Source organism: Mycolicibacterium houstonense (assembly GCF_900078665.2).
GTDB classification, from domain to species: domain Bacteria; phylum Actinomycetota; class Actinomycetes; order Mycobacteriales; family Mycobacteriaceae; genus Mycobacterium; species Mycobacterium houstonense.
Genome location: NZ_LT546207.1, coordinates 824,383 through 850,044, shown reverse-complemented (window position 1 = coordinate 850,044; position 25,662 = coordinate 824,383). Strand labels below are relative to the sequence as shown.

Here is a 25,662-nt window from a genome sequence, read left to right as displayed (position 1 = left end):
CCGCCCCGGGGATGTGCCCGGCCACCGGGTCCATCGGCTCGACGTCGCCACGGAACCGTTCCGGTGCGCGGGCATCCAGCAGCAATCCCGCCTCAGCGGCCTGGTCGGCGGTCAGCGTGCGGCGCGCCCCCCGGTACAGGTCGTCGTGGCTGACGTCGACGTCACCGGGGACCGGCGTGACCGGGCCGCTCTGCAGGTCGCCACCGGCTGCCGTCCAGGCCGCGAACCCACCGTCGAGGATGCGGACGTCGTCGATACCGGCCGCGGTCAGCACCCACCAGGCCCGGGCCGAACCGGCCCGGTTCCAGTCGTCGTAGACGACGGTGGGGATGCCTTTGCGCATGCCCCACCGCCGCGCGGCGGCCTGCAGGTCGGACCCCGACGGCAGCGGATGACGTCCGCGGCCGGCCATCCGGTGATCGGTGAGGTCGTCGTCCAAGGAGACATACACGGCGCCGGGCAGGTGGCCGGTCAGGTAGGCCGGTTCACCGTCGGGCTCGGAGAGAGTCCAGCGCACATCCAGCAGCGTGACGGGACGCCCCGAGGCGATGTGCTCTCGAAGCTCGTCGACCGTAACGAATACATCGTTGCGCGCGGAGGCCACATCGTCGAAGCTACATCACCTTCGACAGAAACTCCTTTGTGCGTTCGTGTTTGGGGTTGCTCATCACCTCGCGCGGATTGCCGGTCTCCACCACGACACCGCCGTCCATGAAGACCAGCTTGTCGGCGACCTCACGGGCGAAACCCATCTCGTGGGTGACCACCACCATGGTCATGCCCTCGCCCGCGAGCTTCTTGATGACCGCCAGCACCTCGCCGACCAACTCGGGGTCCAATGCCGAGGTCGGCTCGTCGAACAGCATCAGCTTCGGGTTCATCGCCAGCGCCCGGGCGATCGCCACCCGCTGCTGTTGCCCGCCCGACAGCTGCGCGGGATAGGCATCGGCCTTGGCCGCCAGCCCCACCTGATCGAGCAGGTCCCTGGCCCGGGCGAGGGCAGCGTCCTTCTTCACCTTCTTGACGCGCATGGGCGCCTCGATGATGTTCTCCAGCGCGGTGCGGTGCGGGAACAGGTTGAAGTGCTGGAACACCATCCCGATGTCGCGGCGCTGCTTGGCGGCCTCGCGCGGCCGCATCTCATGCAGCTTCCCGCCGCGTTCGTGGTAGCCGATCAACTCCCCGTCGACATACAGGCGGCCGGCGTTGACCTGCTCAAGATGGTTGATACACCGCAGGAACGTCGACTTGCCCGAGCCCGACGGACCGACCATGCACAGCACCTCGCCCTTGCCGACGTCCAAGGTGACGCCCTTGAGGACGTGCAGGGCGCCGAAGTTCTTGCACACGCTCTCGGCGCGCACCATCGGTTCGGCGGAGGTCATGGATGCGGCTCTCCCATCTGCGCTTTGGCCAACGCCTCAAGTTGCTTGGACGTCAGCTTGCGCGACGCGCCTCGTGCGTAATGACGCTCGAGGTAGTACTGACCGACCATCAGGACGCTGGTGATCGCCAAATACCAGGTGGACGCCACCAACAGCAGCGGCACGGGCTGGAACAGCTCGACGCCGATATCCTTTGAGCGACCGTACAATTCGAAGCTGTATGGAACGGCGGTCACCAGCGACGTGGTTTTCAGCATGCTGATGAACTCATTGCCCGTCGGCGGGATGATGACCCGCATCGCCTGCGGGAGCACGGTGCGCCGCATCGTCATTTCCCACGACATGCCGAGCGCGACCGAGGCTTCTGTCTGGCCCTCGGGAACCGAGTTGATGCCGGCGCGGATGATCTCGGCCATATAGGCGGCCTCGTTGAGACCCAGGCCGAGAACCGCCAGCCAGAACACGTTGGGGTCGGACAGGCTGAATTCGAACAACGTGGGGCCGAACGGGACGCCGAGCTGAATGTTCTTGTAGATCACCGGGACCAGGCCCCACAGCACCAACTGCACGTAGATCGGCGTGCCGCGGAAGATCCACAGGTACGTCCAGGCCACGGCCTTCAGCACCGGATTCGGCGACAGCCGCATCACCGCCAGCAGCACGCCGAGCACGAGAGCCAGCACCATCGAGTAGATGGTCAGCTGCAACGTGTTCCACGCCGCCTGCGAAATGCGTTGGTCGAAGAGGTACTTGACGTACGTGTCCCAGCCGTAGGCCTCGTTGGTCGCGGCACCCCAAAGGAAAAGACCGAGTAGGACGACGATGACGCTCGCCGCCACCCACCGCCACGGATGTCTCAGCGGGACGGCGTCGATGGCGGGTGGCGGCGATGCGTCAGTCATCGGCTGGTCAGCTGATCGCACCGTTGATGGCCGGCTTGTCGATCATCCCGTTCTCCGCACCCCAGTTCTTGGCCACCTGCTCGTAGGCACCACTTTCGATGAGGTGCTCGAGGGCCTGCTTCAGAGATTGTGCCAGCGGTGAATTCTTCTGCACGGCCCAGCCGTAGGGCGCGGAATCGAAGATGTCCCCCGCCTCCTCGAGCTTGCCGTCGCTCTGCTTGACCGCGTACGCGATGACCGGAGAATCCGCGGACATGGCATCGGCCTGACCGAGCATCACCGCGCTGGTGGCCGCCGTCTGGTCATCGAACTTCACGACCTGGATCGCCGGCTTGCCGGCCTGGATGCACTTGTCGTTACGGGCGGGCAACTCCTCGGTGTCCTGCACCGTGGCCGTCTGCACCGCGATCTTCTTGCCGCACGCGTCGTCCGGATTGATACCCGCGCCCACCTTCTGCGCCCACGCCGAACCGGCCTGGAAGTAGGTGACGAAGTCGACCTGCTTCTCCCGCTCCTTGGAATCGGTGAACGACGACATGCCGACGTTGTAGTTGCCGCCTTGGACGGACGGGATGATCTTGTCGAACAACGACGCGCGGTACTCCGCGGTGAGGCCGAGGGTGGCGGCGACCGCATCCATCAGCTCCACGTCGAAGCCGATGATCTTGCCGCTCGGATCCTTGAACTCGTTGGGCGGATAGGACGGGTCGGTGCCGACGATCAGCTTGCCGCTCGACTTGATCTCGGGTGGCAGCGTGTCGGCGATCGCGTCGACCTTCTCGACCTTTGCCGCGGTCTTGGTTTCCGATCCACCGGTCTCGGTATTGTTCGCGCACCCGGCCAGCGCCAGTGCGCTGCTCGCGGCGACGACCACCGCAAAGCGCAACATCCTGCGTCGGCGGGGATGACATCCAACTGTCACGGTTGCCTCATTTCTCTCTCTGCAGCTGCCGTCGGCCTGTTCCAAATCGGAGACGATAACGTCCGGCGCCCGGAGGCGCAGCTTCGGTAACCGAACATTAACGACCACGCTCCTACGCCACAGCGGTACCGCAAAATCCGTGTTCAGGGCACCGGCCTGTGCCACACTTCGTGCATGGAATCCACCGCTGCCCCAAGCCTGTTGCCGCACCTGTGGAAGACGGCACTGGTCACCGGCCTCCTCGCCATCCTCTTGGGAATTCTCGTGTTCCTCCGTCCCGGAGCGGCAATCTTCGTCACCGCCATCTTCTTTGGCGCCTACCTGTTGATCACGGGCATCTCGCAGCTCGTCCTCGCATTCAGTATCCGGTCCTCGGCCGGTGGACGGGTATTGCCGTTCATCGGCGGCGCCGCCGCGCTCGTATTGGCCGTGCTGTGTTTCATCAACCTGCAGAATTCGATCGACCTGCTGGCCATCTGGATCGGCGTCGGGTTCATCTTCCGCGGTGTCGCAACGGCGATGTCCGCCATCGGGGATGCCTCGCTGCCCGGACGGATCTGGGAGATCATCGTCGGCATCGTCAGCGTGATCGCCGGCATCATCATGTTCGTCGCACCGCTCGAAGGCCTGGTGGCCCTGACGCAGGTCACCGGCATCATCCTGATCGTCCTCGGCGTGTTCGAGGTCGTCTCGGCCTTCGGAATCCGCAGCGACGCCAAGAAGCTCAAGGCCGCAATCTCACACCAGGCGCCGCCGGTGACGTAAGACACCGGTCACGGTGGACGCCTGGCCCCGAACTATCTACTACACTCCGTCGTAGATTGGTCTGAGACCTCGGAAGTAGGGCCAGATGGACGCTTTGGACGTATCGCGGTGGCAGTTCGGAATCACCACCGTCTATCACTTCATATTCGTTCCGCTGACCATCGGGTTGGCACCGTTGATCGCGGTCATGCAGACCGCATGGCTGGTCACCGGCAACGACAGCTGGTATCGCCTCACCCGGTTCTTCGGCAAGCTGTTCCTGATCAACTTCGCGATCGGGGTGGCGACCGGCATCGTGCAGGAGTTCCAGTTCGGCATGAACTGGAGCGAATACTCACGGTTCGTCGGCGACATCTTCGGCGCACCGCTGGCATTCGAAGGTCTGGTCGCGTTCTTCGTCGAGTCCACGTTCATCGGCCTGTGGATCTTCGGCTGGACGCGACTGCCGCGGGCAGTCCACCTGTTCTGCATCTGGATGGTGGCCTTCGCCGTGAACGCGTCGGCCTTCTTCATCATTGCGGCGAACTCGTTCATGCAGCACCCGGTCGGGGCGAAGTTCAACCCGGAGAGCGGACGGGCCGAGCTCATCGATTTCGGTGCCCTGCTCACCAATAACACTGCGATTTGGGCATTCCTGCATGTCGTCGCCGGATCGCTGCTCACCGCAGGCACCTTCGTCGCGGCCGTCAGCGCCTGGCTGATGGTTCGGGACCGGCGCAAGGCCGCCCGCGGCGAAACGCTGGACGCCCCGGCCGCAGATGCCGGCGGCGACTCCGCCGGGATGTACCGTCCGGCAACGATTCTGGGCAGCGTGGTCGCGCTGGCCGCGGTGGTGGTGCTGTTCTTCACCGGTGATGTCCAGGGCAAGCTCATGTTCGTCCAGCAGCCGATGAAGATGGCATCGGCCGAATCACTTTGCGACACACAGACCGACCCGGACTTCTCGGTCCTGACCGTCGGGACCCACAACAACTGCGCCAGCGTGACGCACGTGATCGAGGTCCCCTACGTACTGCCCTTCCTGGCCGAGGGCAAGTTCAGCGGCGTCACCCTGGAGGGAGTCAACGACCTGCAGCGCCAGTTCGAGGAGAAGTTCGGTCCCGGCGACTACCGGCCGAACCTGTTCGTCACCTACTGGTCGTTCCGGGCCATGATCGGGCTCATGCTGGTGCCACTGGCGTTCGCCTTGCTCACGCTGTGGATGACGCGGCGCAGGCGGCTCCCCGACCAGCGCTGGTTCGGCACTTTGGCGCTGATCACCCTGCCGACACCGTTCCTGGCCAATTCCGCAGGCTGGGTGTTCACCGAAATGGGCCGCCAACCCTGGGTGGTGGTACCCAATCCGACCGGCGATCAGATGGTCCGGCTGACCGTGCAACAAGGTGTGTCGGACCATTCGGCCGGCACGGTGTTCTTCTCGCTCGCGGTCTTCACCTTGCTCTACGGCGCCCTCGCGGTCGTCTGGTTCTGGCTCATGCGCCGCTACGTGACCGAAGGGCCTCAGGAACACGATTCCGAGCCGGCACCGCCCACGCCACCGGACGAGGACGAATCCGCCCCCTTGTCGTTCGCGTACTGAGAGGACTGATCTCCGATGGGACTCCAAGAACTCTGGTTCATACTCATCGCCGTCCTGTTCCTCGGGTTCGTGGTTCTGGAGGGTTTCGACTTCGGTGTCGGGATGCTGATGGCGCCATTGGGAAGCGCAGGCGAAGGCGATCCGGAGAGCCGCAGGCGAGCGGTCCTGAACACCATCGGCCCGGTATGGGACGCCAACGAGGTGTGGCTGATCACCGCGGGAGCCGCCATGTTCGCGGCCTTCCCGAACTGGTACGCCACCCTGTTCTCGGCGTTGTACCTGCCACTGCTGGCAATTCTGTTCGGAATGATCCTGCGCATCGTAGGCATCGAGTGGCGCGGCAAGATCGACGACACCAAGTGGCGCAAGTACGCTGACCTCGGCATCGCCGTCGGGTCGTGGCTGCCGGCCATCCTTTGGGGTGTCGCCTTCGCAATCCTGTTGCAGGGCTTGCCCATTGACGGCGATCATCGCGTCCACGCCGGAATCGGTGACGTACTCAACGCCTACACGCTGCTGGGTGGGCTCGCGACCGCATCGCTGTTCGCGTTCTACGGGTCGGTGTTCATCGCCTTGAAAACCGCCGGGCCCGTGCGCGATGACGCCTTCCGGTTCGCTCGGTTCCTCACCCTGCCCGTGATCCTGCTGGCCGGCAGCTTCGGGCTGTGGACCCAACTGGCGTACGGCAAGCCGTGGACCTGGGCGCCGCTGGCGGTTGCGGTCCTCGCGCTGCTGATCTCGGTGGCATTGATGTGGTCACGGTCGCGGGAAGGCTGGGCGTTCGTGGCCACCGTGCTGGTCGTGGCGGCCGTGGTCGTCCTGCTGTTCGGTTCGATGTACCCCTACCTGCTGCCGTCCACCCTCAATCCAGAGTGGGGTGTGACGATCTACAACGGTTCGTCGACCCCGTACACCCTCAAGATCATGACCTGGGCGTCGTTGACGTTGCTGCCGCTGGTCCTGGTGTACCAGGGCTGGACGTACTGGGTGTTCCGCAAGCGCATTTCGGCGGATCGCATCCCAGCCCCCATCGGGTTGTCACGGCGGTCGGTCTGAACCTCTGGCGCGCACTCGGCATCCGCGGCGCCGCCGGATCCTCGGCGGCACTGCGGCGGCACCTGCTGGCCACGGTCGCGTGCGGGGTGATCATCAGCGGCAGCACCATCGCCGCGGCCGTCGTGCTGGCCCACGTCGTGGCCGCGATCATCGTCGAGCCTGGTTCGGCCGCCGGCCATGGCGGTGCACTGGTCGCGCTCTGTGCGCTGTGGATCCTGCGCGCCGCCGCACAGTGGCTGCAGGGCCGGCTCTCCCAGCACGGCGCCACCGAAGTGATCGGTGAGTTGTCCAGCGACGTGCTGCGCTCGGTAACCGCCAGGCCGCCAAGGCAATTGACCACCGACCGCGACGCTGCCGCCGCGGTGGTGACCCGCGGCCTGGACGGGCTACGTCCCTATTTCACCGGCTATCTGCCCGCAGTGATCCAAGCCGCCGTCCTGACCCCGGTTGCCGTGGTGGTGATGGCCTGCTACGACCTGCCTGCCGCCGTCATCGTCGTGATCGCCCTGCCGCTGATCCCGGTGTTCATGGTGTTGATCGGTCTGCTCACCGCCGAACGGTCGGCCGCTTCCCTGGCCGCGATGACCACACTGCAGGCCCGGCTGCTCGATCTGGTCGCGGGCATCCCCACCCTGCGAGCCGTCGGACGAGCCGCCGGGTCCGTCCAGCGCATCACCGAACTGACTGCCGCGCACCGGCGTTCGGCCATGGCGACGCTGCGGATCGCCTTCCTTTCGTCGTTGGTGCTGGAACTGCTGGCCACGCTCGGGGTGGCACTGGTGGCGGTCAGTGTCGGACTCAGACTGGTATACGGCGAGGTGCCCCTGGCCGCCGGGCTGACCGCCCTGCTGCTGGCCCCCGAGGTGTTCTGGCCGCTGCGGCGGGTCGGAGCGGCTTTCCACGCCGCGCAAGACGGGAAAACCGCGGCAGAAGAAGCCTTTCGGCTGTGCCGGGCCCACCCGCCGGCCGGTGGTGGCACGCAGCCTGCCACCACCGCCCCGACCATTGAGGTCGACGGTCTGGGACCGTCGATCCGGCCCGGCCGGGTGACCGTGCTGACGGGGCCGAACGGCGCGGGCAAATCCACTGCGCTACAAGCCATTCTCGGGCTCGCGGAGCTCCCTGCCGGATCGGTGCGAATCGACGGGATCGACATCGGTGACCTGGACCTGGCCAAGTGGTGGCGCAACATCGCCTGGCTCCCCCACCGCCCGGTGCTGATCCCGGGCACTGTTCGCGAGAACCTGCAACTGCTCGGACCGATCGCCGAACTCGACCGGGCCTGCCGCGATGCCGGATTCGACGAGGTCGTCGACGATCTACCCGACGGTCTGGACACCAGGATCGGCCGCGCCGGCGTCGGCCTGTCGCTGGGACAACGGCAACGGCTGGGTTTGGCCCGTGCGCTCGGGTCGTCCGCACCCGTGCTGCTACTCGACGAGCCCACCGCGCATCTGGATGCCGCACTGGAGCACCGGGTACTGCAGGCCGTCCGGGCCCGAGCCGCGGCAGGTGCGACGGTGATCGTGGTCGGCCACCGCGAACCCGTGCTCGACATCGGCGATGACGTGATCACGATTGGTGCCACTCATGTTTCGTCGTGACCCGTTGTTGCGGTTGACGCTGGATCTGTTGCGGCCACGGCTGAGCCGGCTCATCGTGGCGAGTGTGCTCGGGGTGCTGTCTCTCGGCAGCGCACTGGCACTGGCCGGCGTCTCCGCCTGGCTGATCGCCCGCGCCTGGCAGATGCCGCCGATCCTGGATCTGACGGTGGCCGTGGTCGCGGTGCGGGCCTTGGGCATTTCACGTGGCGTGCTCGGGTACTGCCAGCGTCTGGCCGCGCACGACACCGCGCTACGGGCGGCCGCCAATGCGCGCACCGGCCTGTACCGCAAGCTCGCCGAAGGTCCCGAGGATGTCGCGATGCGGCTCTCCAGTGGCGAATTGGTGGCGCGGGTCGGCAGCTCCGTCGACGAGCTCGCCGACGTGGTGGTGCGCTCGGTGTTGCCGATCGTGGTGGCCACGGTGCTCAGTTGCGCCGCCGTGGGCGTCATCGCGTTGATCTCGCCGGGTGCCGCCGCGATACTGGCGCTGTGCCTGCTGATTGCCGGAGCCGCCGCACCGGCGATCACCGCCCGTGCCGTTGCCGCAGCGGAATCCGTTGCCGTTCAACACCGTAGCGACCGGGACTCCGCCACCATGCTCGCACTGGAATACGCCCCCGAGTTGCGGGTGAGTGGACGTCTCGACGGGGTCATCGCGACCGTCGAGCGCCACCACCGTGAGTGGGGCCAGGCNAGCACGGCGCCACCGAAGTGATCGGTGAGTTGTCCAGCGACGTGCTGCGCTCGGTAACCGCCAGGCCGCCAAGGCAATTGACCACCGACCGCGACGCTGCCGCCGCGGTGGTGACCCGCGGCCTGGACGGGCTACGTCCCTATTTCACCGGCTATCTGCCCGCAGTGATCCAAGCCGCCGTCCTGACCCCGGTTGCCGTGGTGGTGATGGCCTGCTACGACCTGCCTGCCGCCGTCATCGTCGTGATCGCCCTGCCGCTGATCCCGGTGTTCATGGTGTTGATCGGTCTGCTCACCGCCGAACGGTCGGCCGCTTCCCTGGCCGCGATGACCACACTGCAGGCCCGGCTGCTCGATCTGGTCGCGGGCATCCCCACCCTGCGAGCCGTCGGACGAGCCGCCGGGTCCGTCCAGCGCATCACCGAACTGACTGCCGCGCACCGGCGTTCGGCCATGGCGACGCTGCGGATCGCCTTCCTTTCGTCGTTGGTGCTGGAACTGCTGGCCACGCTCGGGGTGGCACTGGTGGCGGTCAGTGTCGGACTCAGACTGGTATACGGCGAGGTGCCCCTGGCCGCCGGGCTGACCGCCCTGCTGCTGGCCCCCGAGGTGTTCTGGCCGCTGCGGCGGGTCGGAGCGGCTTTCCACGCCGCGCAAGACGGGAAAACCGCGGCAGAAGAAGCCTTTCGGCTGTGCCGGGCCCACCCGCCGGCCGGTGGTGGCACGCAGCCTGCCACCACCGCCCCGACCNGGCGAGGAAGAGCTCCAGCGACGCGTCGAAGACTCGTTCGGCGTCACGCCCACGCCTACCCGCTGAGCGGGCTCACGGCGTAGCGGCGCCGGGGAAATACTTGACGATCCCCTCCTGCACGACCGTCGCCAGCAGGTGACCGGACTCGTCGAAGAAGTGTCCGGTACCGAGACCACGGGATTCCGCGGCGACCGGTGACGTGGTCGAGTAGAGCACCCACTCGTCGAACTTGATCGGCCGGTGGAACCACACCGAATGGTTCATCGTCACCGCGAAGATCCGGTCGAAGCCCCAGGACAGCCCGTGAGTGGTGATGATCGAGTCCAGGATCGTGGTGTCCGACGAGTAGACCAGGGCCGCACCGTGCAGCACCGGGTCGCTGGGCATCATGCCCTCGGTCTTGAGCCACACCCGGTTGTGGTCGAGCTTGCCGCCCTTGTCCCGCATCACCCAGGCCGGGTCATTGGTGTAGCGCCACTCGATCGGCCGCAGCGCCTCGACGAACAACGGCACCGTCTTCTCGTAGCCGCGCAGCAGGTCGTCGATCTTGGGCAGCGTGTCCGGATGCGGAACCTCGGGCGCGGGCACGTTGTGCTCAAGCCCGCGCCCGGCGTTCATGTAGGACAGCATGACCGTGGTCAGCAGGTTGCCGTCCTGCATGACGTCCACCCGGCGGTTGGCGAACCGGCGCTCGTCGCGCAGCCGCACGACGTGGAACTCCAGATCCTTCTCCGGATCGCCACCGGCGATGAAGTGCGCATTCAGCGCACTCGGGGAGAGTTTGTGCTCCAGCGTGCGGCCGCCGGCGACGAACGCCTGCGCGATCATCTGCCCACCGAACGTGCGCACCGGGTTCTTGCTCGGGTGCGAGCCGATGAACAGATCGTCGTCAACGCGGTTCAGATCGAGAACAGCCAGCAGCTCCTCGAAATCCGGGTGTGTCAAGGAAGCCCTTTCCGAGGTTTCGCGTCCGGGCATCGGGCCCGGCGTTCGGCCAACAATCGCCCGCTAGACGTCGTCCTCGCCGATACGGTGCACGTGGATCAGATTCGTGGAGCCTACTGTGCCCGGAGGAGCGCCCGCGACGATCACCACCAGCTCGCCCCGCTTGTAGCGCCCCAGATCCAGCAGCGACTTGTCGACCTGCCGGATCATGTCGTCGGTGTTCGACATCTGCGGCACGATGAACGTCTCCGTGCCCCAGGTCAGGGCCAGTTGGCTGCGCACCTCGGGCAGCGCGGTGAAAGCCAGCACCGGGAGCGGGGTGTGCAGCCGGGCCAGACGACGCACCGTGTCCCCGGACTGGGTGAAGGCCACCAGTGCCTTGGCGTCCAGCCGCTCACCGATGTCGCGGGCCGCGTAGGAGATGACGCCGCGCTTGGTGCGCGGGGTGTGCGTCAGCGGAGGCACCGAAACCGAGTTGTCCTCGACGGCCTTGATGATGCGGGCCATGGTCCTGACCGCTTCCAGCGGATACTTGCCGACCGAGGTCTCGCCGGACAGCATCACCGCGTCCGCACCGTCGAGCACGGCGTTGGCGACGTCGGAGGCCTCGGCCCGCGTGGGCCGGGAATTCTCCAGCATCGACTCCAGCATCTGCGTCGCGACGATGACGGGTTTGGCGTTCTCCCTTGCCATCTGGATCGCGCGCTTCTGCACCAGCGGCACTTCTTCCAGGGGCAGCTCGACACCGAGATCGCCACGGGCCACCATGACCGCGTCGAAGGCCAGCACGATGGCCTCGAGATTTTCGACGGCCTCGGGCTTCTCCAGCTTGGCGATCACGGGAACGCGACGGCCGACCCGGTCCATCACTTCGTGGACCAGCTCGATGTCTGCCGGGGAACGCACGAACGACAGCGCGATCAGATCCACACCGAGCCGCAACGCGAACTCGAGATCGTCGATGTCCTTCTCGGACAGCGCCGGCACCGAGACGTTCATCCCGGGCAGCGACAGCCCCTTGTTGTTGCTGACCGGCCCGCCCTCGGTGACGGTGCAGACGACGTCGTTGCCGTCGATCTGGTCGACGACCAGACCGACCTTGCCGTCGTCGACCAACAGGCGATCGCCTGCCTTGGCGTCGGCCGCGAGCAGCTTGTAGGTGGTCGACACCCGGTCGTGGTTGCCCTCGCACTCGTCGACGGTGATGCGCACCGACTCGCCGGTCGCCCAGTAGGTGGGGCCGTCGGCGAATCGGCCCAGCCGGATCTTGGGCCCCTGGAGATCGGCGAGGATGCCCACGGCGTGGCCGGTGGCATCCGATGCCGCCCGCACCCGCTTGTAGGACGCCTCGTGATCGGCGTAGTCGCCATGGCTGAAATTCAGCCGAGCGACGTCCATACCTGCTTCAACCAGCGCCCGTACCGTCTCATCCGTGCTGGTAGCCGGGCCAAGGGTACAAACGATCTTTCCGCGTCTGCTCACGTCATGTCAGCATAGTCGTTAATCGATTCAGATGACGGCCAGCGGCAGGGTTCCGGGGCGCACGGGCGAGGGCAGATCCGACTCGCCCATCAGGTAGGCATCCACCGCATGTGCGGCGCTGCGACCCTCCGCGATCGCCCACACCACGAGCGAGGCACCGCGGTGGGCGTCCCCGCAGACGAACACTCCGGGCGCGTCGGTCTGCCAGTCCGAACCACACGACAGGGTGCCGCGGCGGGTGAGGTTCAGGTGCAACCCGTCGAGCAGCGGCATGTGCTCGACGCCCTCGAAGCCGATGGCCAGCAGCGCCAGGTCGCAGGGGATCTGCAGCGACTCGCCGACCGGCGTGATCTCCCGTCGCCCCTCGGCGTCGCGGGTCACCCGGACCTCGGCGATCTCGATCGCCCGCACATGACCGGTGTCGTCGCCGATGAACCGCTGCACCGCGACCTCGAAGCGGCGGGCACCGCCCTCGGCATGAGCCGGCGACGTCCGCAGCACCAGCGGCCACGTCGGCCACGGCGACACCGTCTCGTCGCGGGTCTCGGGCGGCTCGGTGTTNGGCCGCGTTCTTCGCCGAGGACGCACACATCTTCGAGACCACGATCCGGGACAACCTGCTCGTCGTGCGCGGCGATGCCACCGACACCGAATTGCTCTCGGCGATCCGTCGTGTCGGCCTCGCCGACTGGCTGGCCGCGCTGCCCGACGGGTTGTCGACGGTGCTGGAGGGCGGGCACACAGCGGTATCGGCCGGACAACGACGCCGTCTGCTGTTGGCGCGGGTGCTCATATCGAAATTTCCCGTCGTCCTTCTCGACGAACCCACCGAGAACCTCGACGCCGACGACGGTCAACGCATCCTGGCCGAAATCCTCACTCCGGGTGAATGGTTCGCCGCCGACCGGGCCGTCGTCGTCGCCACCCACCATCTGCCCGACACGCTCGACTGTCCCGTGATCCGCTGTCCGGCACCGACCGGCGCCGTCGGCGGGTAGCCTCGCAGATATGACCGACGAGCGAGCCAACCCGCCCGGGTCTGACGAGCCGCAACCGTCCGGGCCTCCCCCTCCGCCGCGGTACCCGTATCCGCCGCCCCCGGGCATGTATCCCGGCGGCTACCCGCCGGCGCCGCCGTACGGTGGCTACCCGATGCAGCCGAGCCCGCGTGGCCCGGCCAACGGACTCGGCATCGCGGCACTGATCGTCGCCGTGATCGGGCTGGTGCTGGTGTGGTCGGTGGTTGGCGGGCTGATGTTCGGTATCACCGCGGTGATCCTCGGCTTCGTGGCTCGTGCGCGCTGCCGGCGCGGTGAAGCCACCAACGGCGGGGNGACCCGGTCCATCACTTCGTGGACCAGCTCGATGTCTGCCGGGGAACGCACGAACGACAGCGCGATCAGATCCACACCGAGCCGCAACGCGAACTCGAGATCGTCGATGTCCTTCTCGGACAGCGCCGGCACCGAGACGTTCATCCCGGGCAGCGACAGCCCCTTGTTGTTGCTGACCGGCCCGCCCTCGGTGACGGTGCAGACGACGTCGTTGCCGTCGATCTGGTCGACGACCAGACCGACCTTGCCGTCGTCGACCAACAGGCGATCGCCTGCCTTGGCGTCGGCCGCGAGCAGCTTGTAGGTGGTCGACACCCGGTCGTGGTTGCCCTCGCACTCGTCGACGGTGATGCGCACCGACTCGCCGGTCGCCCAGTAGGTGGGGCCGTCGGCGAATCGGCCCAGCCGGATCTTGGGCCCCTGGAGATCGGCGAGGATGCCCACGGCGTGGCCGGTGGCATCCGATGCCGCCCGCACCCGCTTGTAGGACGCCTCGTGATCGGCGTAGTCGCCATGGCTGAAATTCAGCCGAGCGACGTCCATACCTGCTTCAACCAGCGCCCGTACCGTCTCATCCGTGCTGGTAGCCGGGCCAAGGGTACAAACGATCTTTCCGCGTCTGCTCACGTCATGTCAGCATAGTCGTTAATCGATTCAGATGACGGCCAGCGGCAGGGTTCCGGGGCGCACGGGCGAGGGCAGATCCGACTCGCCCATCAGGTAGGCATCCACCGCATGTGCGGCGCTGCGACCCTCCGCGATCGCCCACACCACGAGCGAGGCACCGCGGTGGGCGTCCCCGCAGACGAACACTCCGGGCGCGTCGGTCTGCCAGTCCGAACCACACGACAGGGTGCCGCGGCGGGTGAGGTTCAGGTGCAACCCGTCGAGCAGCGGCATGTGCTCGACGCCCTCGAAGCCGATGGCCAGCAGCGCCAGGTCGCAGGGGATCTGCAGCGACTCGCCGACCGGCGTGATCTCCCGTCGCCCCTCGGCGTCGCGGGTCACCCGGACCTCGGCGATCTCGATCGCCCGCACATGACCGGTGTCGTCGCCGATGAACCGCTGCACCGCGACCTCGAAGCGGCGGGCACCGCCCTCGGCATGAGCCGGCGACGTCCGCAGCACCAGCGGCCACGTCGGCCACGGCGACACCGTCTCGTCGCGGGTCTCGGGCGGCTCGGTGTTGTAGTCGAGCTGTGTCACCGACGCCGCGCCCTGACGGTGCGCGGTGCCCAGGCAGTCGGCGCCAGTGTCACCGCCCCCGATGATCACCACGTGCTTGCCCGCGGCCGAGATGGGCGAGGACGCATCGCCTTCGCACTCCCGGTTGGCCGGCACCAGGTGTTCCATGGCCAGGTGCACGCCGTCGAGCTCGCGGCCGGGGACGTCGTTGTCGCGGCCACGCAGCGCCCCGACGGCGAGCACCACCGCCTGGTGGCGCTGACGCAGCTGCTCGACGGTCAGATCGACCCCCACCTCGCATTCGGTGACGAACCGGGTGCCCTCCGCCCGCATCTGGGCCAGCCGCTGATTGAGCACCGACTTCTCCAGCTTGTATTCGGGAATGCCGTAGCGCAGCAGCCCGCCGACGCGGTCGTCACGCTCGTAAACCGTCACCTCATGCCCGGCCCGGGTGAGTTGTTGTGCGGCAGCCAGACCCGCCGGGCCAGAACCGACCACGGCCACGCTCTTACCCGTCGAGATCGCCGCCGGCTGCGGTTCGACCGTGCCGTTCATCCAGGCGCGGTCCGCGATCGTCTGCTCGATCCGCTTGATCGTCACGCTGCCACCGGTCTGTTCCTCGGCGATGGACAGCACACAGGCCGCCTCACACGGTGCCGGGCACAGCCGGCCGGTGAACTCCGGGAAGTTGTTGGTGGCGTGCAGCCGGTCACTGGCCGCATCCCAGCGACCACGCCGGACGAGATCGTTCCACTCGGGGATCAGGTTGCCCAACGGACAGCCCGCCTTGCCGGAGTGACAGAACGGGATCCCGCAATCCATGCAGCGACGGGCCTGCTGCGACACCTCGCCGGCCCGCTCCTGGGGATCCTCGCGCTCGTACACCTCGCGCCAGTCCCCCACCCGTTCCTCGACAGGCCGCTTGGCCGCCTCGATCTTGGGCACACGAAGAAAACCGGTCGGATCAGCCACGGCTGGCCTCCATGATCGCGCTGTCCACATCTCGTCCCTCGGCCTTGGCCATCCGGGTCGCCTGCAGCACACGCTGGTAGTCGGTGGGCATTACTTTGGTGAATTGCGTGCTGCGCCTTGGCCAGTCAGCCAGGATCGAGGCGGCCAGGGTGCTGTCGGTATGGCGCGCGTGCCGGGCCACCACATCGTGCAGCCAGGCCAGGTCCTCGGCTTCCAGGCGCTGGAGCTCGACCATCTCGGCGTTGACCCTGGCCGGATCCAGGCCCAGCACATAGGCGATGCCACCGGACATGCCGGCGGCCAGGTTGCGTCCGGTCTTGCCGAGGATCACCACCCGGCCACCGGTCATGTACTCACACGCATGGTCGCCGACCCCCTCCACCACGGCCAGTGCCCCCGAGTTGCGGGCGCAGAACCGCTCACCGACACGACCCCGCAGGTAGACCTCGCCCGAGGTCGCGCCGTAGAGCAGGGTGTTGCCGGCGATGACGTTGTCCTCCGGCAGGAACAACACATCGTCGGGCGGCCGCACGATCACCCGGCCGCCGGAAAGACCTTTGCCCACATAGTCGTTGGCGTCGCCGATCAGTTCCAGCGTGATCCCCGGCGGCAGGAACGCGCCGATCGACTGCCCGGCCGAGCCGGTCAAGGTGACGTGGATGGTGTTGTCGGGCAACCCGGCCGCGCCGTAGCGGCGGGTCACCTCGGCCCCCAGCAACGTTCCCACCGTGCGGTTGACGTTGCGGACGGGAAGCTCGAGGCGAACCGGGAGGGCGTCCTCCAACGCTCCCTCGGCGAGTTGGATCATGGTGCGGTCCAGGGCCTGGTCGAGTCCGTGGTCCTGGTCGCGCACCCGCCGCCGCTGCGGCAGCGTGTTGCCGTCGGCATCGGTGGGCAGCGCGAAGATCGGGCTGAGGTCCAGCCCACGGCTCTTCCAGTGCGCCACACCGGGATCCGTGTCGAGCACCTCGGCATGCCCGACCGCCTCGTCGATGCTGCGGAACCCCAGCTCGGCGAGATAGCGACGGATGTCCTCGGCGATGAACGTGAAGAAGTTCTCCACGAATTCGGGCTTGCCGTTGAACCGGGCCCGCAGCTCGGGGTTCTGGGTGGCCACGCCGACCGGGCAGGTGTCGAGATGGCAGACCCGCATCATGATGCAGCCCGACACCACCAGCGGGGCCGTCGCGAAACCGAACTCCTCTGCTCCGAGCAGCGCCGCCACCACCACGTCACGGGCGCTGCGCATCCCGCCGTCGCACTGCACGGTGATGCGGTCGCGCAGCCCGTTGAGCACCAAGGTCTGCTGGGTGTCGGCCAGGCCGATCTCCCACGGCGCCCCGGCGTGCTTGAGCGAGGTCAGCGGCGCCGCGCCGGTGCCGCCGTCGTACCCGGAGATCAGCACCACGTCGGCGTGCGCCTTGGACACCCCGGCCGCGACCGTGCCGACGCCGACGCTACTGACCAGCTTCACGTGAATCCGCGCTTGATCGTTGGCGTTCTTCAGATCGTGGATGAGCTGCGCGAGATCCTCGATCGAGTAGATGTCGTGGTGCGGGGGCGGCGAGATCAATCCCACGCCCGGTGTGGAGTGCCTGGTCTTGGCGATACTCGGATACACCTTGTAGCCCGGAAGTTGGCCCCCTTCACCGGGTTTGGCGCCCTGGGCCATCTTGATCTGGATGTCGGTCGCGTTCACCAGGTAGTCGCTGGTGACGCCGAAGCGTCCCGAGGCCACCTGCTTGACGGCGCTGCGCCGGCGCGGATCGTAGAGCCGGTCGACCTCCTCGCCACCTTCCCCACTGTTGGACCGCCCACCGAGGTTGTTCATCGCGATCGCCATGGTCTCGTGGGCCTCGGCCGAGATGGACCCGTAACTCATCGCCCCGGTGTTGAACCGGGTCACGATCGCCTCGACCGGCTCGACCTCGTCGAGCGGCACCGGGGGACGCAATCCCTTCTTGAACTCGAACAGCCCGCGCAGCGTCCCGCCTTCACGCGACAGCCGGTCGACCTCCTCCGAGTACTTGGCGAAGATGTCGCGGCGGCCGGTCCGCGTCGAATGCTGGAGCAGGAACACCACTTCCGGGGTGAACAGGTGCAGTTCACCCTCACGGCGGAACGCATACTCACCCCCGACCTCCAGCCGGCGGTGCACCCGCTCGGTGGGATTCTCCGGGTAGGCACGCCGGTGCCGCAGCTTGACCTCCTCGGCCAGCACGTCCAACCCGACGCCGCCGAGTTGGCTGGTGGTGCCGGTGAAGTATTCGTCGACGACCTCGCGGCTGAGCCCGATCGCCTCGAAAACCTGTGCCGCCGTGTAGGACGCGACCGTGGAGATGCCCATCTTGCTCATCACCTTGACCACGCCCTTGCCCAGCGCCTTGACGTAGTTGCGGACCGCGGTGGCGGTTTCGATGCCGGTGAGCTCGCCCTCGCGGATCAGATCCTCGATCGACTCGAAGGCCAGATAGGGATTGACCGCGGCGGCACCGAATCCGATCAGCATCGCGATGTGATGCACCTCGCGGGCGTCGCCGCTTTCCACCACCAACGCCACCTTGGTGCGCTCTTTGGTGCGCACCAGATGATGGTGCACGGCCGACACCGCCAGCAGCGACGGGACAGGAGCCCGCGTGTGATCCGAGTCGCGATCCGAGATTACCAGCGTGCGAGCGCCTTTGGCGATGGCGTCGGTGGCCCGCGCCCGGAGGTCATCGAGCGCTTCGGCCAGCCCTTCCCCACCGCGTTCGACGTCGTAGAGCGCCCGCAGTACCGCAGTGCGCAGACCCGGATGCTCACCGTCGTCGTTGATATGGACGATCTTGCCCAACTCGTCGTTGTCGAGAACCGGCCAGCGCAGCACGATCTGGCGGCAGGAGGCGGCCGTGGGTTCGAGCAGATTCTCCTCGGGCCCCATGACGCGGGCCATCGAGGTGACCACCTCTTCGCGGATGGCGTCCAACGGCGGGTTGGTCACCTGCGCGAACAGCTCGACGAAGTAGTCGTACAACAGTCGTGACCGCTTCGACAGGACCGCGACGGGTGTATCGGTTCCCATCGAACCGAGCGGCTCGCCACCGGAGGCCGCCATCGGCGTCAGCAGGATTCGCAGTTCCTCTTCGGTGTAGCCGAAGGCGATCTGCCGGCGGACCACCGATTCGTGGTTCGGGTGGATCCTGGACCGCTCGGGCAGCGTGTTGAGGTCCAGCAGGCCCGAATGCAGCCACTCGGCATACGGTTCGGCCGCGGCCAGCTGCGCCTTGATCTCGTCATCACTGACGATGCGCCCGGCCGCGGTATCGACCAGGAACATCTTCCCGGGCTGCAGACGGCCTTTGGCGACGACCTCCCCCGACGGCACATCGAGCACACCGCTCTCACTGGCCAGGATGACGCGGTCGTCGACCGTCCGCCACCAGCGGCCCGGCCGTAACCCGTTGCGGTCCAGCACCGCACCCACCACGGTGCCGTCGGTGAAGGTCACGCACGCCGGTCCGTCCCACGGTTCCATCAGCGAGGCGTGGAACTTCCAGAACGCCCGCTCGGCGGCATCCATGGTGGTGGCGTTCTCCCACGCCTCGGGGATCATCATCAGCACCGCGTGCGGCAGGCTGCGTCCACCGAGGTGCAGGAGTTCGAGCACCTCGTCGAACGAGGCCGAGTCGGAGGCGCCGGGAGTGCAGATCGGTGACAACCGGCTCAGGTCACCCGGGATATGGGCACTGGCCAGCAGGGCCTCCCGGGCGTGCATCCGGTTGCGGTTGCCGCGCACGGTGTTGATCTCGCCGTTGTGGGCGACGAAGCGGAACGGGTGCGCCAGCGGCCAGGACGGGAACGTGTTGGTGGAGAAGCGACTGTGCACGATCGCGATCGCGCTCCTGCAGCGCTCGTCCCGCAGATCCGGAAAGTACTGCGGCAGCTGCATTGTCGTCAGCATGCCCTTGTAGACGATGGTCCGGCTGGACAACGAGGAGAAGTACACCGCGTCTGGCCCCACGCCCTGCTCGGCCCGTTTGCGCAGCGGGTAGACCAGGCGATCGAGTTCGATGCCGCCGAGCCGGATGCCGTCGGCCTCCGGTGCCGCGACGAACAGCTGCGCCATGTGTGGCATACAGCCCAGCGCGGTCAGACCGATGCCCGCGCCGGCCGGATCCACCGGCACCGGTCGCCAGCCCAGCACCTCCAGGCCTTCCTCCCCGGCCAACGCCTCGATTCGGGCGCGAGCGGCACTGCGCGCGTCCTCATCCTGCGGCAGGAAGCAGATCCCGGCGGCGAAGGTGTTGGTGCCGTCGGCGGCGGGTTCCGGCAGGGCGAAGTCGACCACCTCGCGCAGCAGCTCGACGGGAAGTTGCAGCAGGATGCCCGCGCCGTCGCCGCTGTTTGGTTCGGCCCCGGCGGCCCCTCGGTGTTCGAGGTGTTCCAGGGCGGTCAGACCATCGGCAACGATGCCGTGGGACCGCCGTCCCTGAATGTCGGTGATCATGGCGACGCCGCAGGAATCGGCCTCATTGGCGGGGTCATACAGCCCCTGCGCATCTGGCAATGCCGAGAACAGCACGTGATCGCACCTCCGCAAGTCCGGAACATCCTGGTCCCGGGACTGCACCGGCCCGAATTTTCAGTGTATCAGCGCAGGTGGGCTACTCCTGGGCGCTTGTGATGGGTACCAACGGGAAGCCGGGCACGTTGCGCACCACCGTCCAGAGCACCACCGCGATCACGATCGCCACCACGGCGGGCAGTGGGAACAGCCGCTGGCCCAGACGCCACCGCACCAGCAGCCAGAGCGCCAGCACGGGGAGCCCGACCAGGGCGAATACGTTGTCGACGACCGCCGCGCCCAGATCGCCGTGCAGCACATCGTGGGTCATCCGCAGTCCACCGCAGGCCGGGCAGTCCCACCCGGTCAATACCTTGAACGGGCACGGTGGGAACAGAAAACCCGGGCGATGCGGATCGGCGACGCCGATGTAGGTCAGTGTGCCGGCGCCGAGCACGCCCCCAGCCAGCAGTGCGTACCGCTGCGGCCTCGTGCTGGTGGGACTGCTAGGTTCCATCGCGCAGCGGACGCCCGTACTGGTCGCGGACCTTGTCGGTGAGGATCAGGACCGCATCGATGACACCCCAGATCACCGCACCGATACCGCAGGTGACCAGGCCGACCACCAGCTGAGCGATACCGAATGCGGTCTCGCCGAGGTAAATGCGCCCGATGCCGACGAAGCCGAACAGACCGACCAGTTGCAGCAGGCCGGCCACCACCTTGGATTTGTCCGAGTACGGCTCACCGGTGGCCGGATGCCGGCCATACGGCGCGCTCGGATCCACGTAATACGGCGGATAGCCGGGGGGCGGTGGCGGGTAGCCGGCCGGCGGCGGAAAACTCGCCGGCTGCGGGTCGCCCGAGGGACTTCCGGACTGCGACGGATCAGTCATACAGCCAGGATGCCAGAGCGCCGGTGCCTATCGGTTGCGGCGGAACCACCGGCGCACCCGGCCGCCGCTCTGGGCCGGCTCGGGCTGCCCGGCGGCAGCTGCCGATTCATCGGCGGCCGCCGAGTTCGCCTCAACCTCGTCCGCTTCCGCGGCCACCGGTTCAGCGTCAGCTTCGACGTCCTCGGTGGCCGGCTCAGCGTCACCTTCGGTGTCCTCGGTGGCCGGCTCGGCGTCCTCCTCGGCGTCCGAATCCCCGGTGGACTCGGCTTCCGGCTCGGATTCCTCATCGCCCTCAGCGGCATCGCCGGCTTCGGCTTCGGCTTCGGCTTCGGCTTCGGCTTCGGCTTCGGCTTCGGCTTCGGCTTCGGCTTCGGCTTCGGCTTCGGCTTCGGCTTCGGCTTCGGCTTCGGCTTCGGCTTCGGAGGCATTCTCGGCGTCGGATTCGTCGACGTCTACTTCCTTCGCCGGCTCCGCATCCTCAACGGCGGTTTCCTTTTCCGCATCCTGCTCGGCCTCGTCCTCGACAACCGGTTCGTCGACCGCCTCGGCATCGGATTCAGCCGGCTCGGAGTCTTCTTCGGTGTCAGACAGCTCGGCGGTCTCGCTGTCGTGTTCCTCGGCCTCAGCGGCAGCGGCGGCATCGGCGGCCAACTCTGCTTCGGCTTCCTCGTCGACCTCGGCTACCGGCTCGTCCACCGGCGTGGTGGAGTCGGCATCGGTATCCACGGCGTCGCTCGCGTCGGCCGATTCGGCATCCTCGACCTCGGCCTCGGCTGACTCGTCGTCCGCAACGGCCTCGGTTGAGGTGTCCTCCGCCTCGTCCTCGTCGCCAACCGCGACCGCGGCATCGGCATCGGCATCCGCGGCAGCATCGACTGTCTCCGGCTCGGCATCGTCGTCGGCCGGCTGCGCATCCGCTTCCGCTACCTCGGCTTCAGCTTCCGGCTCGGGCTCGACCTCAGCTTCCTCAGCGGCCTCTTGGTCCGATGCGTCGTGATCGGTGGGCTCGTCGGCAGCCGCCGTGTCGTCATCCTCATCCGCGGCGACCTCTTCGACAGCCGCCCCAGCTTCGGCGAATTCGGCGTCCACTGCGCCCTCGTCTTCGACGGCTTCCTCTTCGTCGGCCGACTCGACCTCGGCTTCGGATTCGTCGGCCTCCGGCTCGACGTCCTCGTCGGCTACCGCCGATTCGGTTTCTGCCTCGGTCTCGCCGGACTCGTCCTCGGCCGCAGCCTCGTCGGTTGCTTCCTCGGCGGCCTCAGCATCGACGTCTTCGTCCGCCGGCTTTGCCTCGGATTCGTCAGCTTCGGTCTCTGCGACGGATTCCTCAGCTTCGGTCTCTGCGACGGCCCCAGCCTCGATGACCTCATCGGCGGATGCCTCGTCGGCCGATTCCTCCTCCGATTCCTCAGAATCGGGTTCCGTCACAGCCTCGACCTCGCCGACCTCTTCGGCGGCCGTCCCCTCCCCGCCTTCCTCGGCCTCGTCGGGTTCGGCCTCGTCGGGTTCAGCCGGGATTGCCTTCAGCTCGATGGCGGCAGCGGCCTCGGCTCCGTCATCTTCGCCGGCACCGACCTCGTCCGGATGCATGTGGTCGGCATCCTCGGCGTTCTCGTCATCGTCATCTCGTCCGGCCACCGTCGCCGCTGCGACCACACCGGTCGTGGCCGCCGCGGCGACCAGTTCCTTGCCGAGCTCGTCGACCGCCGACTCGTCCTCGAGTTCTTCCTGATCGCTCTTGCCCGCCAAGGAGGCCGGGTCTTCCCGGCCCTTGGTCGCCAGCATGATGTAGACAACAGCGCCGATGAACACGAACGTCGAGGTGAAGGTGTTCACCCGGATACCGGCGAATTCGGTCGCCGGGTCGGTGCGCATCAGCTCGACCAGGAACCGGCCCGCGCAGTAGCCGGCCACGTAGAGCGCGAACAGCCGTCCATGACCCAGTTTGAACCTGCGGTCGGCCCAGATCAGGAGCGCGAAAACCAGGAGGTTCCACAGCAATTCATAGAGAAACGTGGGGTGAACGACCCGCAGGACCTCACCGGTGGACACCCCGTTGAGATAGTCCACCTGCCCGGCGGCGTTGAGTCGTTGGTAGATCTCCAGGCCCCACGGCAGCGTGGTGTCACCGCCGTACAGCTCTTGGTTGAAGTAGTTGCCGAGCCGGCCGATGGCCTGGGCCAGGATGATGCCCGGGGCGATCGCATCGCCGAAGGCCGGCAGCGGGATACCCCGGGACCGGCAGCCGATCCATGCGCCGACCCCACCCAGCGCGACGGCGCCCCAGATCCCGAGACCGCCCTCCCAGACCTGAAATGCGGCGCCGAGGCCCTTGCCGCCCGGACCGAAGTACTTGGGCCAGTCCGTCAGGACGTGGTACAGCCGTCCGCCGACCAGGCCGAAAGGCACTGCCCACAAGGCGATGTCGTAGATGACGCCGGCCTGCCCGCCGCGCGCCTGCCAACGCCGGTCACCGATGATCAGCGCCGCGACGATGCCCACGATGATGCAGAGCGCGTACGCGCGGATCGGCACCGGGCCCAGATGCCAGACACCCTGAGACGGGCTGGGCAAGTACGCGAGCACCGTAGTGGTCAAGCTGAAATCCTCTGCCTCACTCCGCTGGCCAGTTCTTCGGTGAGCCGACGCACCGCGTCCAGCCCCTCCTGCAGGGCCGACACGAGTGCCGACCCCACGATGACGCCGTCGGCGTATGCGCCGATCTCGGCCGCCTGCTCGCCCGAGCGGACGCCGAGGCCGACTCCGACGGGGATGTCGGACACTTCCTTGATGCGCTGCACCAACTCTGGTGCCGCGTTCGAGACCACATCCCGCGCCCCGGTCACGCCCATGGTCGACGCGGCGTAGACGAAGCCGCGCGAGGCGTTCACCGTGTTGGCGAGTCGCTCCGGCGTCGAGGACGGGGCAACCAGGAAGATCCGGTCGAGATTGTGTGCTTCCGAGGCCGCGATCCAGTCGTCGGCTTCCTCGGGGATCAGGTCGGGGGTGATCAACCCATAACCACCGGCGGAGGCCAGGTCACGCGCGAACGCGTCAACACCCTTGCGCAGCACCGGGTTCCAGTACGTCATCACCACGGCACGACCACCGGCGTTACTGATCGCCTCGACCGCGGCCAGGGTGTCACGCACGCGAACGCCGCCGGCGAGGGCGGTCTCGGTGGCGGCGGCGATGGTGGGTCCGTCCATGCCCGGATCCGAGTAGGGCACGCCGACTTCCACCAGATCGCAACCGGATTCGACCATCGCGGTCATCGCTGCGATGGACGTCTGCACATCGGGGAACCCGGTGGGCAGGTAGCCGATCAGTGCGGCACGACCCTCGGCACGGCAGCCGTCGAACAGCTCGGCCAGCCGGCTCATCCCACGCTCCCCTCGTCGAGCAATCCGAACCACTTGGCCGCGGTCTCGACGTCTTTGTCACCACGCCCGGACAAGTTCACCACGATGATCGCTCCGCTGCCGAGTTCCGGGCCGAGTTTGAGGGCGCCGGCCACCGCGTGCGCCGACTCGATGGCCGGGATGATGCCCTCGCTGCGGCACAACAACGAAAACGCGTCCATCGCCTCGGTATCGGTGACCGGGCGGTACTCCGCGCGACCGATGTCCTTGAGGAAAGCGTGTTCTGGCCCGACACCGGGATAGTCCAGGCCGGCCGAGATGGAATGCGATTCGATCGTCTGGCCGTCCTCGTCCTGCAACAGGTAGGAGAACGATCCCTGGAACGCGCCCGGGGAGCCCCCGGTGAACGTCGCGGCGTGACGCCCGGTTTCCACACCGTCGCCGGCGGCCTCGAAGCCGACCAGACGCACTGCCGGATCATCGATGAAGGCGTGGAAGACGCCGATGGCGTTCGATCCGCCGCCCACACACGCGGTGACCGCGTCGGGCAGCCGGCCGGCCTGATCGAGGATCTGGGCCCTGGCCTCCATACCGATGATGCGCTGGAAATCACGCACCATGAGCGGGAACGGATGCGGGCCCGCGGCCGTGCCGAAGCAGTAGTAGGTGTTGTCGGCGTTGGTGACCCAGTCCCGGAACGCCTCGTTGATCGCGTCTTTGAGGGTCTTGGAGCCGGCTTCCACCGAGACGACGGTGGCGCCGAGCAGGCGCATCCGCGCGACATTGAGCGCCTGCCGGGCGGTGTCGACCGCGCCCATGTAGATGACGCATTCCAACCCGAGCAGCGCGCATGCGGTCGCCGTGGCCACGCCGTGCTGACCGGCGCCGGTTTCGGCGATGACTCGGGTCTTGCCCATCTGACGCGCCAGCAGCGCCTGCCCCAGCACGTTGTTGATCTTGTGAGAACCGGTGTGGTTCAGGTCTTCTCGCTTGAGGAAGATGCGTGCCCCGCCGGCGTGCTCGGACAACCGGGTGGCCTCGTACAGCGGCGACGGCCGGCCGCTGTAGTGCCGCTGCAGCCGGTCGAGCTCATCGAGGAAGGCTTGATCTCCGCGGGCCTTCTCGTACGAGGCGGTGACCTCTTCGATCACCGCCATCAGCGCTTCCGGCACCAATCGGCCGCCGTAGGAGCCGAAGTGCCCCCGGGCGTCGGGATCGTGCACGGTGCGTTCGGCGACGCCTGCGCTGGACCGGGGCAACTCGGGCCCCGTGAGATCCGCCATCAA

General features: G+C 67.4%; 17 protein-coding genes and 5 pseudogenes. 7 read left to right on the top strand and 15 right to left on the bottom strand.

From position 1 onward, the window contains the following. The 4 genes from BN4332_RS04345 to BN4332_RS04330 all read right to left on the bottom strand — a co-directional run. On the bottom strand, positions 1 to 604 hold a 604-nt coding region (locus tag BN4332_RS04345; protein WP_066897322.1), incomplete at its 3' end, for a sulfurtransferase. 10 nt (positions 605 to 614) lie between these two features. After that, complete coding sequence (locus BN4332_RS04340; protein WP_066897341.1) at positions 615 to 1,367, bottom strand: amino acid ABC transporter ATP-binding protein; 753 nt, start codon at positions 1,365 to 1,367, stop codon at positions 615 to 617. A gap of 14 nt (positions 1,368 to 1,381) precedes the next feature. Continuing rightward, complete coding sequence (locus tag BN4332_RS04335; RefSeq protein WP_066897321.1) at positions 1,382 to 2,287, bottom strand: amino acid ABC transporter permease; 906 nt, start codon at positions 2,285 to 2,287, stop codon at positions 1,382 to 1,384. A 7-nt stretch (positions 2,288 to 2,294) separates the two neighbouring features. Next, positions 2,295 to 3,176, bottom strand: a complete 882-nt coding sequence (locus BN4332_RS04330; protein WP_066897320.1) for an ABC transporter substrate-binding protein — start codon at positions 3,174 to 3,176, stop codon at positions 2,295 to 2,297. Between the two features lie 207 nt (positions 3,177 to 3,383). On the opposite strand from BN4332_RS04330, the gene BN4332_RS04325 reads away from it, so the two are divergent. The 6 genes and pseudogenes from BN4332_RS04325 to BN4332_RS04300 form a co-directional block, all read left to right on the top strand. Then, on the top strand, positions 3,384 to 3,974 hold the full coding sequence (locus BN4332_RS04325) for an HdeD family acid-resistance protein (RefSeq protein WP_066897319.1): 591 nt from the start codon (positions 3,384 to 3,386) through the stop codon (positions 3,972 to 3,974). Positions 3,975 to 4,059: 85 nt separating this feature from the next. Then, complete coding sequence (locus BN4332_RS04320; RefSeq protein WP_066897318.1) at positions 4,060 to 5,553, top strand: cytochrome ubiquinol oxidase subunit I; 1,494 nt, start codon at positions 4,060 to 4,062, stop codon at positions 5,551 to 5,553. 15 nt (positions 5,554 to 5,568) lie between these two features. Then, positions 5,569 to 6,609 carry a cytochrome d ubiquinol oxidase subunit II gene (cydB, locus tag BN4332_RS04315; RefSeq protein ID WP_066897317.1) on the top strand — a complete coding sequence of 347 codons (1,041 nt, stop codon included), beginning with the start codon at positions 5,569 to 5,571 and terminating at the stop codon, positions 6,607 to 6,609. A 50-nt stretch (positions 6,610 to 6,659) separates the two neighbouring features. Next, positions 6,660 to 8,213: a thiol reductant ABC exporter subunit CydD gene (gene cydD / locus BN4332_RS04310; protein ID WP_200820375.1), complete on the top strand. Its 1,554-nt coding sequence runs from the start codon at positions 6,660 to 6,662 to the stop codon at positions 8,211 to 8,213. Beyond that, positions 8,200 to 8,910, top strand: a pseudogene (locus tag BN4332_RS04305) (ABC transporter transmembrane domain-containing protein); the annotation flags it as partial. The gene cydD and the pseudogene BN4332_RS04305, both read left to right, overlap by 14 nt. Beyond that, positions 8,904 to 9,665, top strand: a pseudogene (locus BN4332_RS04300) (ABC transporter transmembrane domain-containing protein); the annotation flags it as partial. The pseudogenes BN4332_RS04305 and BN4332_RS04300, both read left to right, overlap by 7 nt. Positions 9,666 to 9,729: 64 nt before the next feature. Here the strand turns inward: BN4332_RS04300 and BN4332_RS04295 are convergent. From BN4332_RS04295 to BN4332_RS04285, 3 genes and pseudogenes are all read right to left on the bottom strand, one after another. Beyond that, positions 9,730 to 10,602, bottom strand: a complete 873-nt coding sequence (locus tag BN4332_RS04295; RefSeq protein WP_066897339.1) for an acyl-CoA thioesterase II — start codon at positions 10,600 to 10,602, stop codon at positions 9,730 to 9,732. A gap of 63 nt (positions 10,603 to 10,665) precedes the next feature. Further along, positions 10,666 to 12,084 carry a pyruvate kinase gene (gene pyk, locus BN4332_RS04290; RefSeq protein WP_066897316.1) on the bottom strand — a complete coding sequence of 473 codons (1,419 nt, stop codon included), beginning with the start codon at positions 12,082 to 12,084 and terminating at the stop codon, positions 10,666 to 10,668. A 27-nt stretch (positions 12,085 to 12,111) separates the two neighbouring features. Then, positions 12,112 to 12,645 (bottom strand): annotated as a pseudogene (locus BN4332_RS04285) (FAD-dependent oxidoreductase); the annotation flags it as partial. Between the two features lie 2 nt (positions 12,646 to 12,647). On the opposite strand from BN4332_RS04285, the pseudogene BN4332_RS04280 reads away from it, so the two are divergent. Beyond that, positions 12,648 to 13,082: pseudogene (locus BN4332_RS04280) on the top strand (ATP-binding cassette domain-containing protein); the annotation flags it as partial. A gap of 297 nt (positions 13,083 to 13,379) precedes the next feature. Here the strand turns inward: BN4332_RS04280 and BN4332_RS04270 are convergent. From BN4332_RS04270 to trpB, 8 genes and pseudogenes are all read right to left on the bottom strand, one after another. Continuing rightward, positions 13,380 to 14,045, bottom strand: a pseudogene (locus BN4332_RS04270) (pyruvate kinase); the annotation flags it as partial. A 27-nt stretch (positions 14,046 to 14,072) separates the two neighbouring features. After that, a complete protein-coding gene (locus tag BN4332_RS04265; protein ID WP_066897314.1) occupies positions 14,073 to 15,575 on the bottom strand; it encodes a glutamate synthase subunit beta in 1,503 nt (500 codons plus the stop codon). Beyond that, the gene (gltB, locus tag BN4332_RS04260) at positions 15,568 to 20,136 is read right to left on the bottom strand and encodes a glutamate synthase large subunit (protein ID WP_066897313.1); all 4,569 of its coding nucleotides are present in this window, start codon (positions 20,134 to 20,136) and stop codon (positions 15,568 to 15,570) included. The genes BN4332_RS04265 and gltB overlap by 8 nt, the downstream gene beginning before the upstream one ends. Before the next feature lie 82 nt (positions 20,137 to 20,218). Further along, complete coding sequence (locus BN4332_RS04255) at positions 20,219 to 20,635, bottom strand: DUF2752 domain-containing protein (protein ID WP_066897312.1); 417 nt, start codon at positions 20,633 to 20,635, stop codon at positions 20,219 to 20,221. Further along, positions 20,625 to 21,014, bottom strand: a complete 390-nt coding sequence (locus BN4332_RS04250) for a TM2 domain-containing protein (protein ID WP_066897311.1) — start codon at positions 21,012 to 21,014, stop codon at positions 20,625 to 20,627. Before BN4332_RS04250 ends, BN4332_RS04255 begins: the two co-directional genes overlap by 11 nt. Positions 21,015 to 21,041: 27 nt before the next feature. Beyond that, the gene (gene lgt / locus BN4332_RS04245) at positions 21,042 to 23,612 is read right to left on the bottom strand and encodes a prolipoprotein diacylglyceryl transferase (protein ID WP_074132962.1); all 2,571 of its coding nucleotides are present in this window, start codon (positions 23,610 to 23,612) and stop codon (positions 21,042 to 21,044) included. Beyond that, positions 23,609 to 24,397 carry a tryptophan synthase subunit alpha gene (gene trpA / locus BN4332_RS04240; RefSeq protein ID WP_066897310.1) on the bottom strand — a complete coding sequence of 263 codons (789 nt, stop codon included), beginning with the start codon at positions 24,395 to 24,397 and terminating at the stop codon, positions 23,609 to 23,611. The genes lgt and trpA overlap by 4 nt, the downstream gene beginning before the upstream one ends. Continuing rightward, entirely contained in the window at positions 24,394 to 25,659 is a 1,266-nt protein-coding gene (trpB, locus tag BN4332_RS04235) for a tryptophan synthase subunit beta (RefSeq protein ID WP_066897309.1), read from the bottom strand. The genes trpA and trpB overlap by 4 nt, the downstream gene beginning before the upstream one ends. Positions 25,660 to 25,662 lie beyond the last annotated feature (3 nt).

Bases quoted from the DNA above. Each gene is read 5' to 3' on its own strand.
- BN4332_RS04340 (WP_066897341.1), bottom strand. From the start codon at position 1,367: ATGGTGCGCGCCGAGAGCGTGTGCAAGAACTTCGGCGCCCTGCACGTC.
- BN4332_RS04320 (WP_066897318.1), top strand. From the start codon at position 4,060: ATGGACGCTTTGGACGTATCGCGGTGGCAGTTCGGAATCACCACCGTC.
- trpA (WP_066897310.1), bottom strand. From the start codon at position 24,397: ATGAGCCGGCTGGCCGAGCTGTTCGACGGCTGCCGTGCCGAGGGTCGT.
- trpB (WP_066897309.1), bottom strand. From the start codon at position 25,659: ATGGCGGATCTCACGGGGCCCGAGTTGCCCCGGTCCAGCGCAGGCGTC.
- cydB (WP_066897317.1), top strand. From the start codon at position 5,569: ATGGGACTCCAAGAACTCTGGTTCATACTCATCGCCGTCCTGTTCCTC.
- BN4332_RS04325 (WP_066897319.1), top strand. From the start codon at position 3,384: ATGGAATCCACCGCTGCCCCAAGCCTGTTGCCGCACCTGTGGAAGACG.
- BN4332_RS04250 (WP_066897311.1), bottom strand. From the start codon at position 21,014: ATGACTGATCCGTCGCAGTCCGGAAGTCCCTCGGGCGACCCGCAGCCG.
- BN4332_RS04335 (WP_066897321.1), bottom strand. From the start codon at position 2,287: ATGACTGACGCATCGCCGCCACCCGCCATCGACGCCGTCCCGCTGAGA.
- BN4332_RS04330 (WP_066897320.1), bottom strand. From the start codon at position 3,176: ATGTTGCGCTTTGCGGTGGTCGTCGCCGCGAGCAGCGCACTGGCGCTG.
- BN4332_RS04255 (WP_066897312.1), bottom strand. From the start codon at position 20,635: ATGGAACCTAGCAGTCCCACCAGCACGAGGCCGCAGCGGTACGCACTG.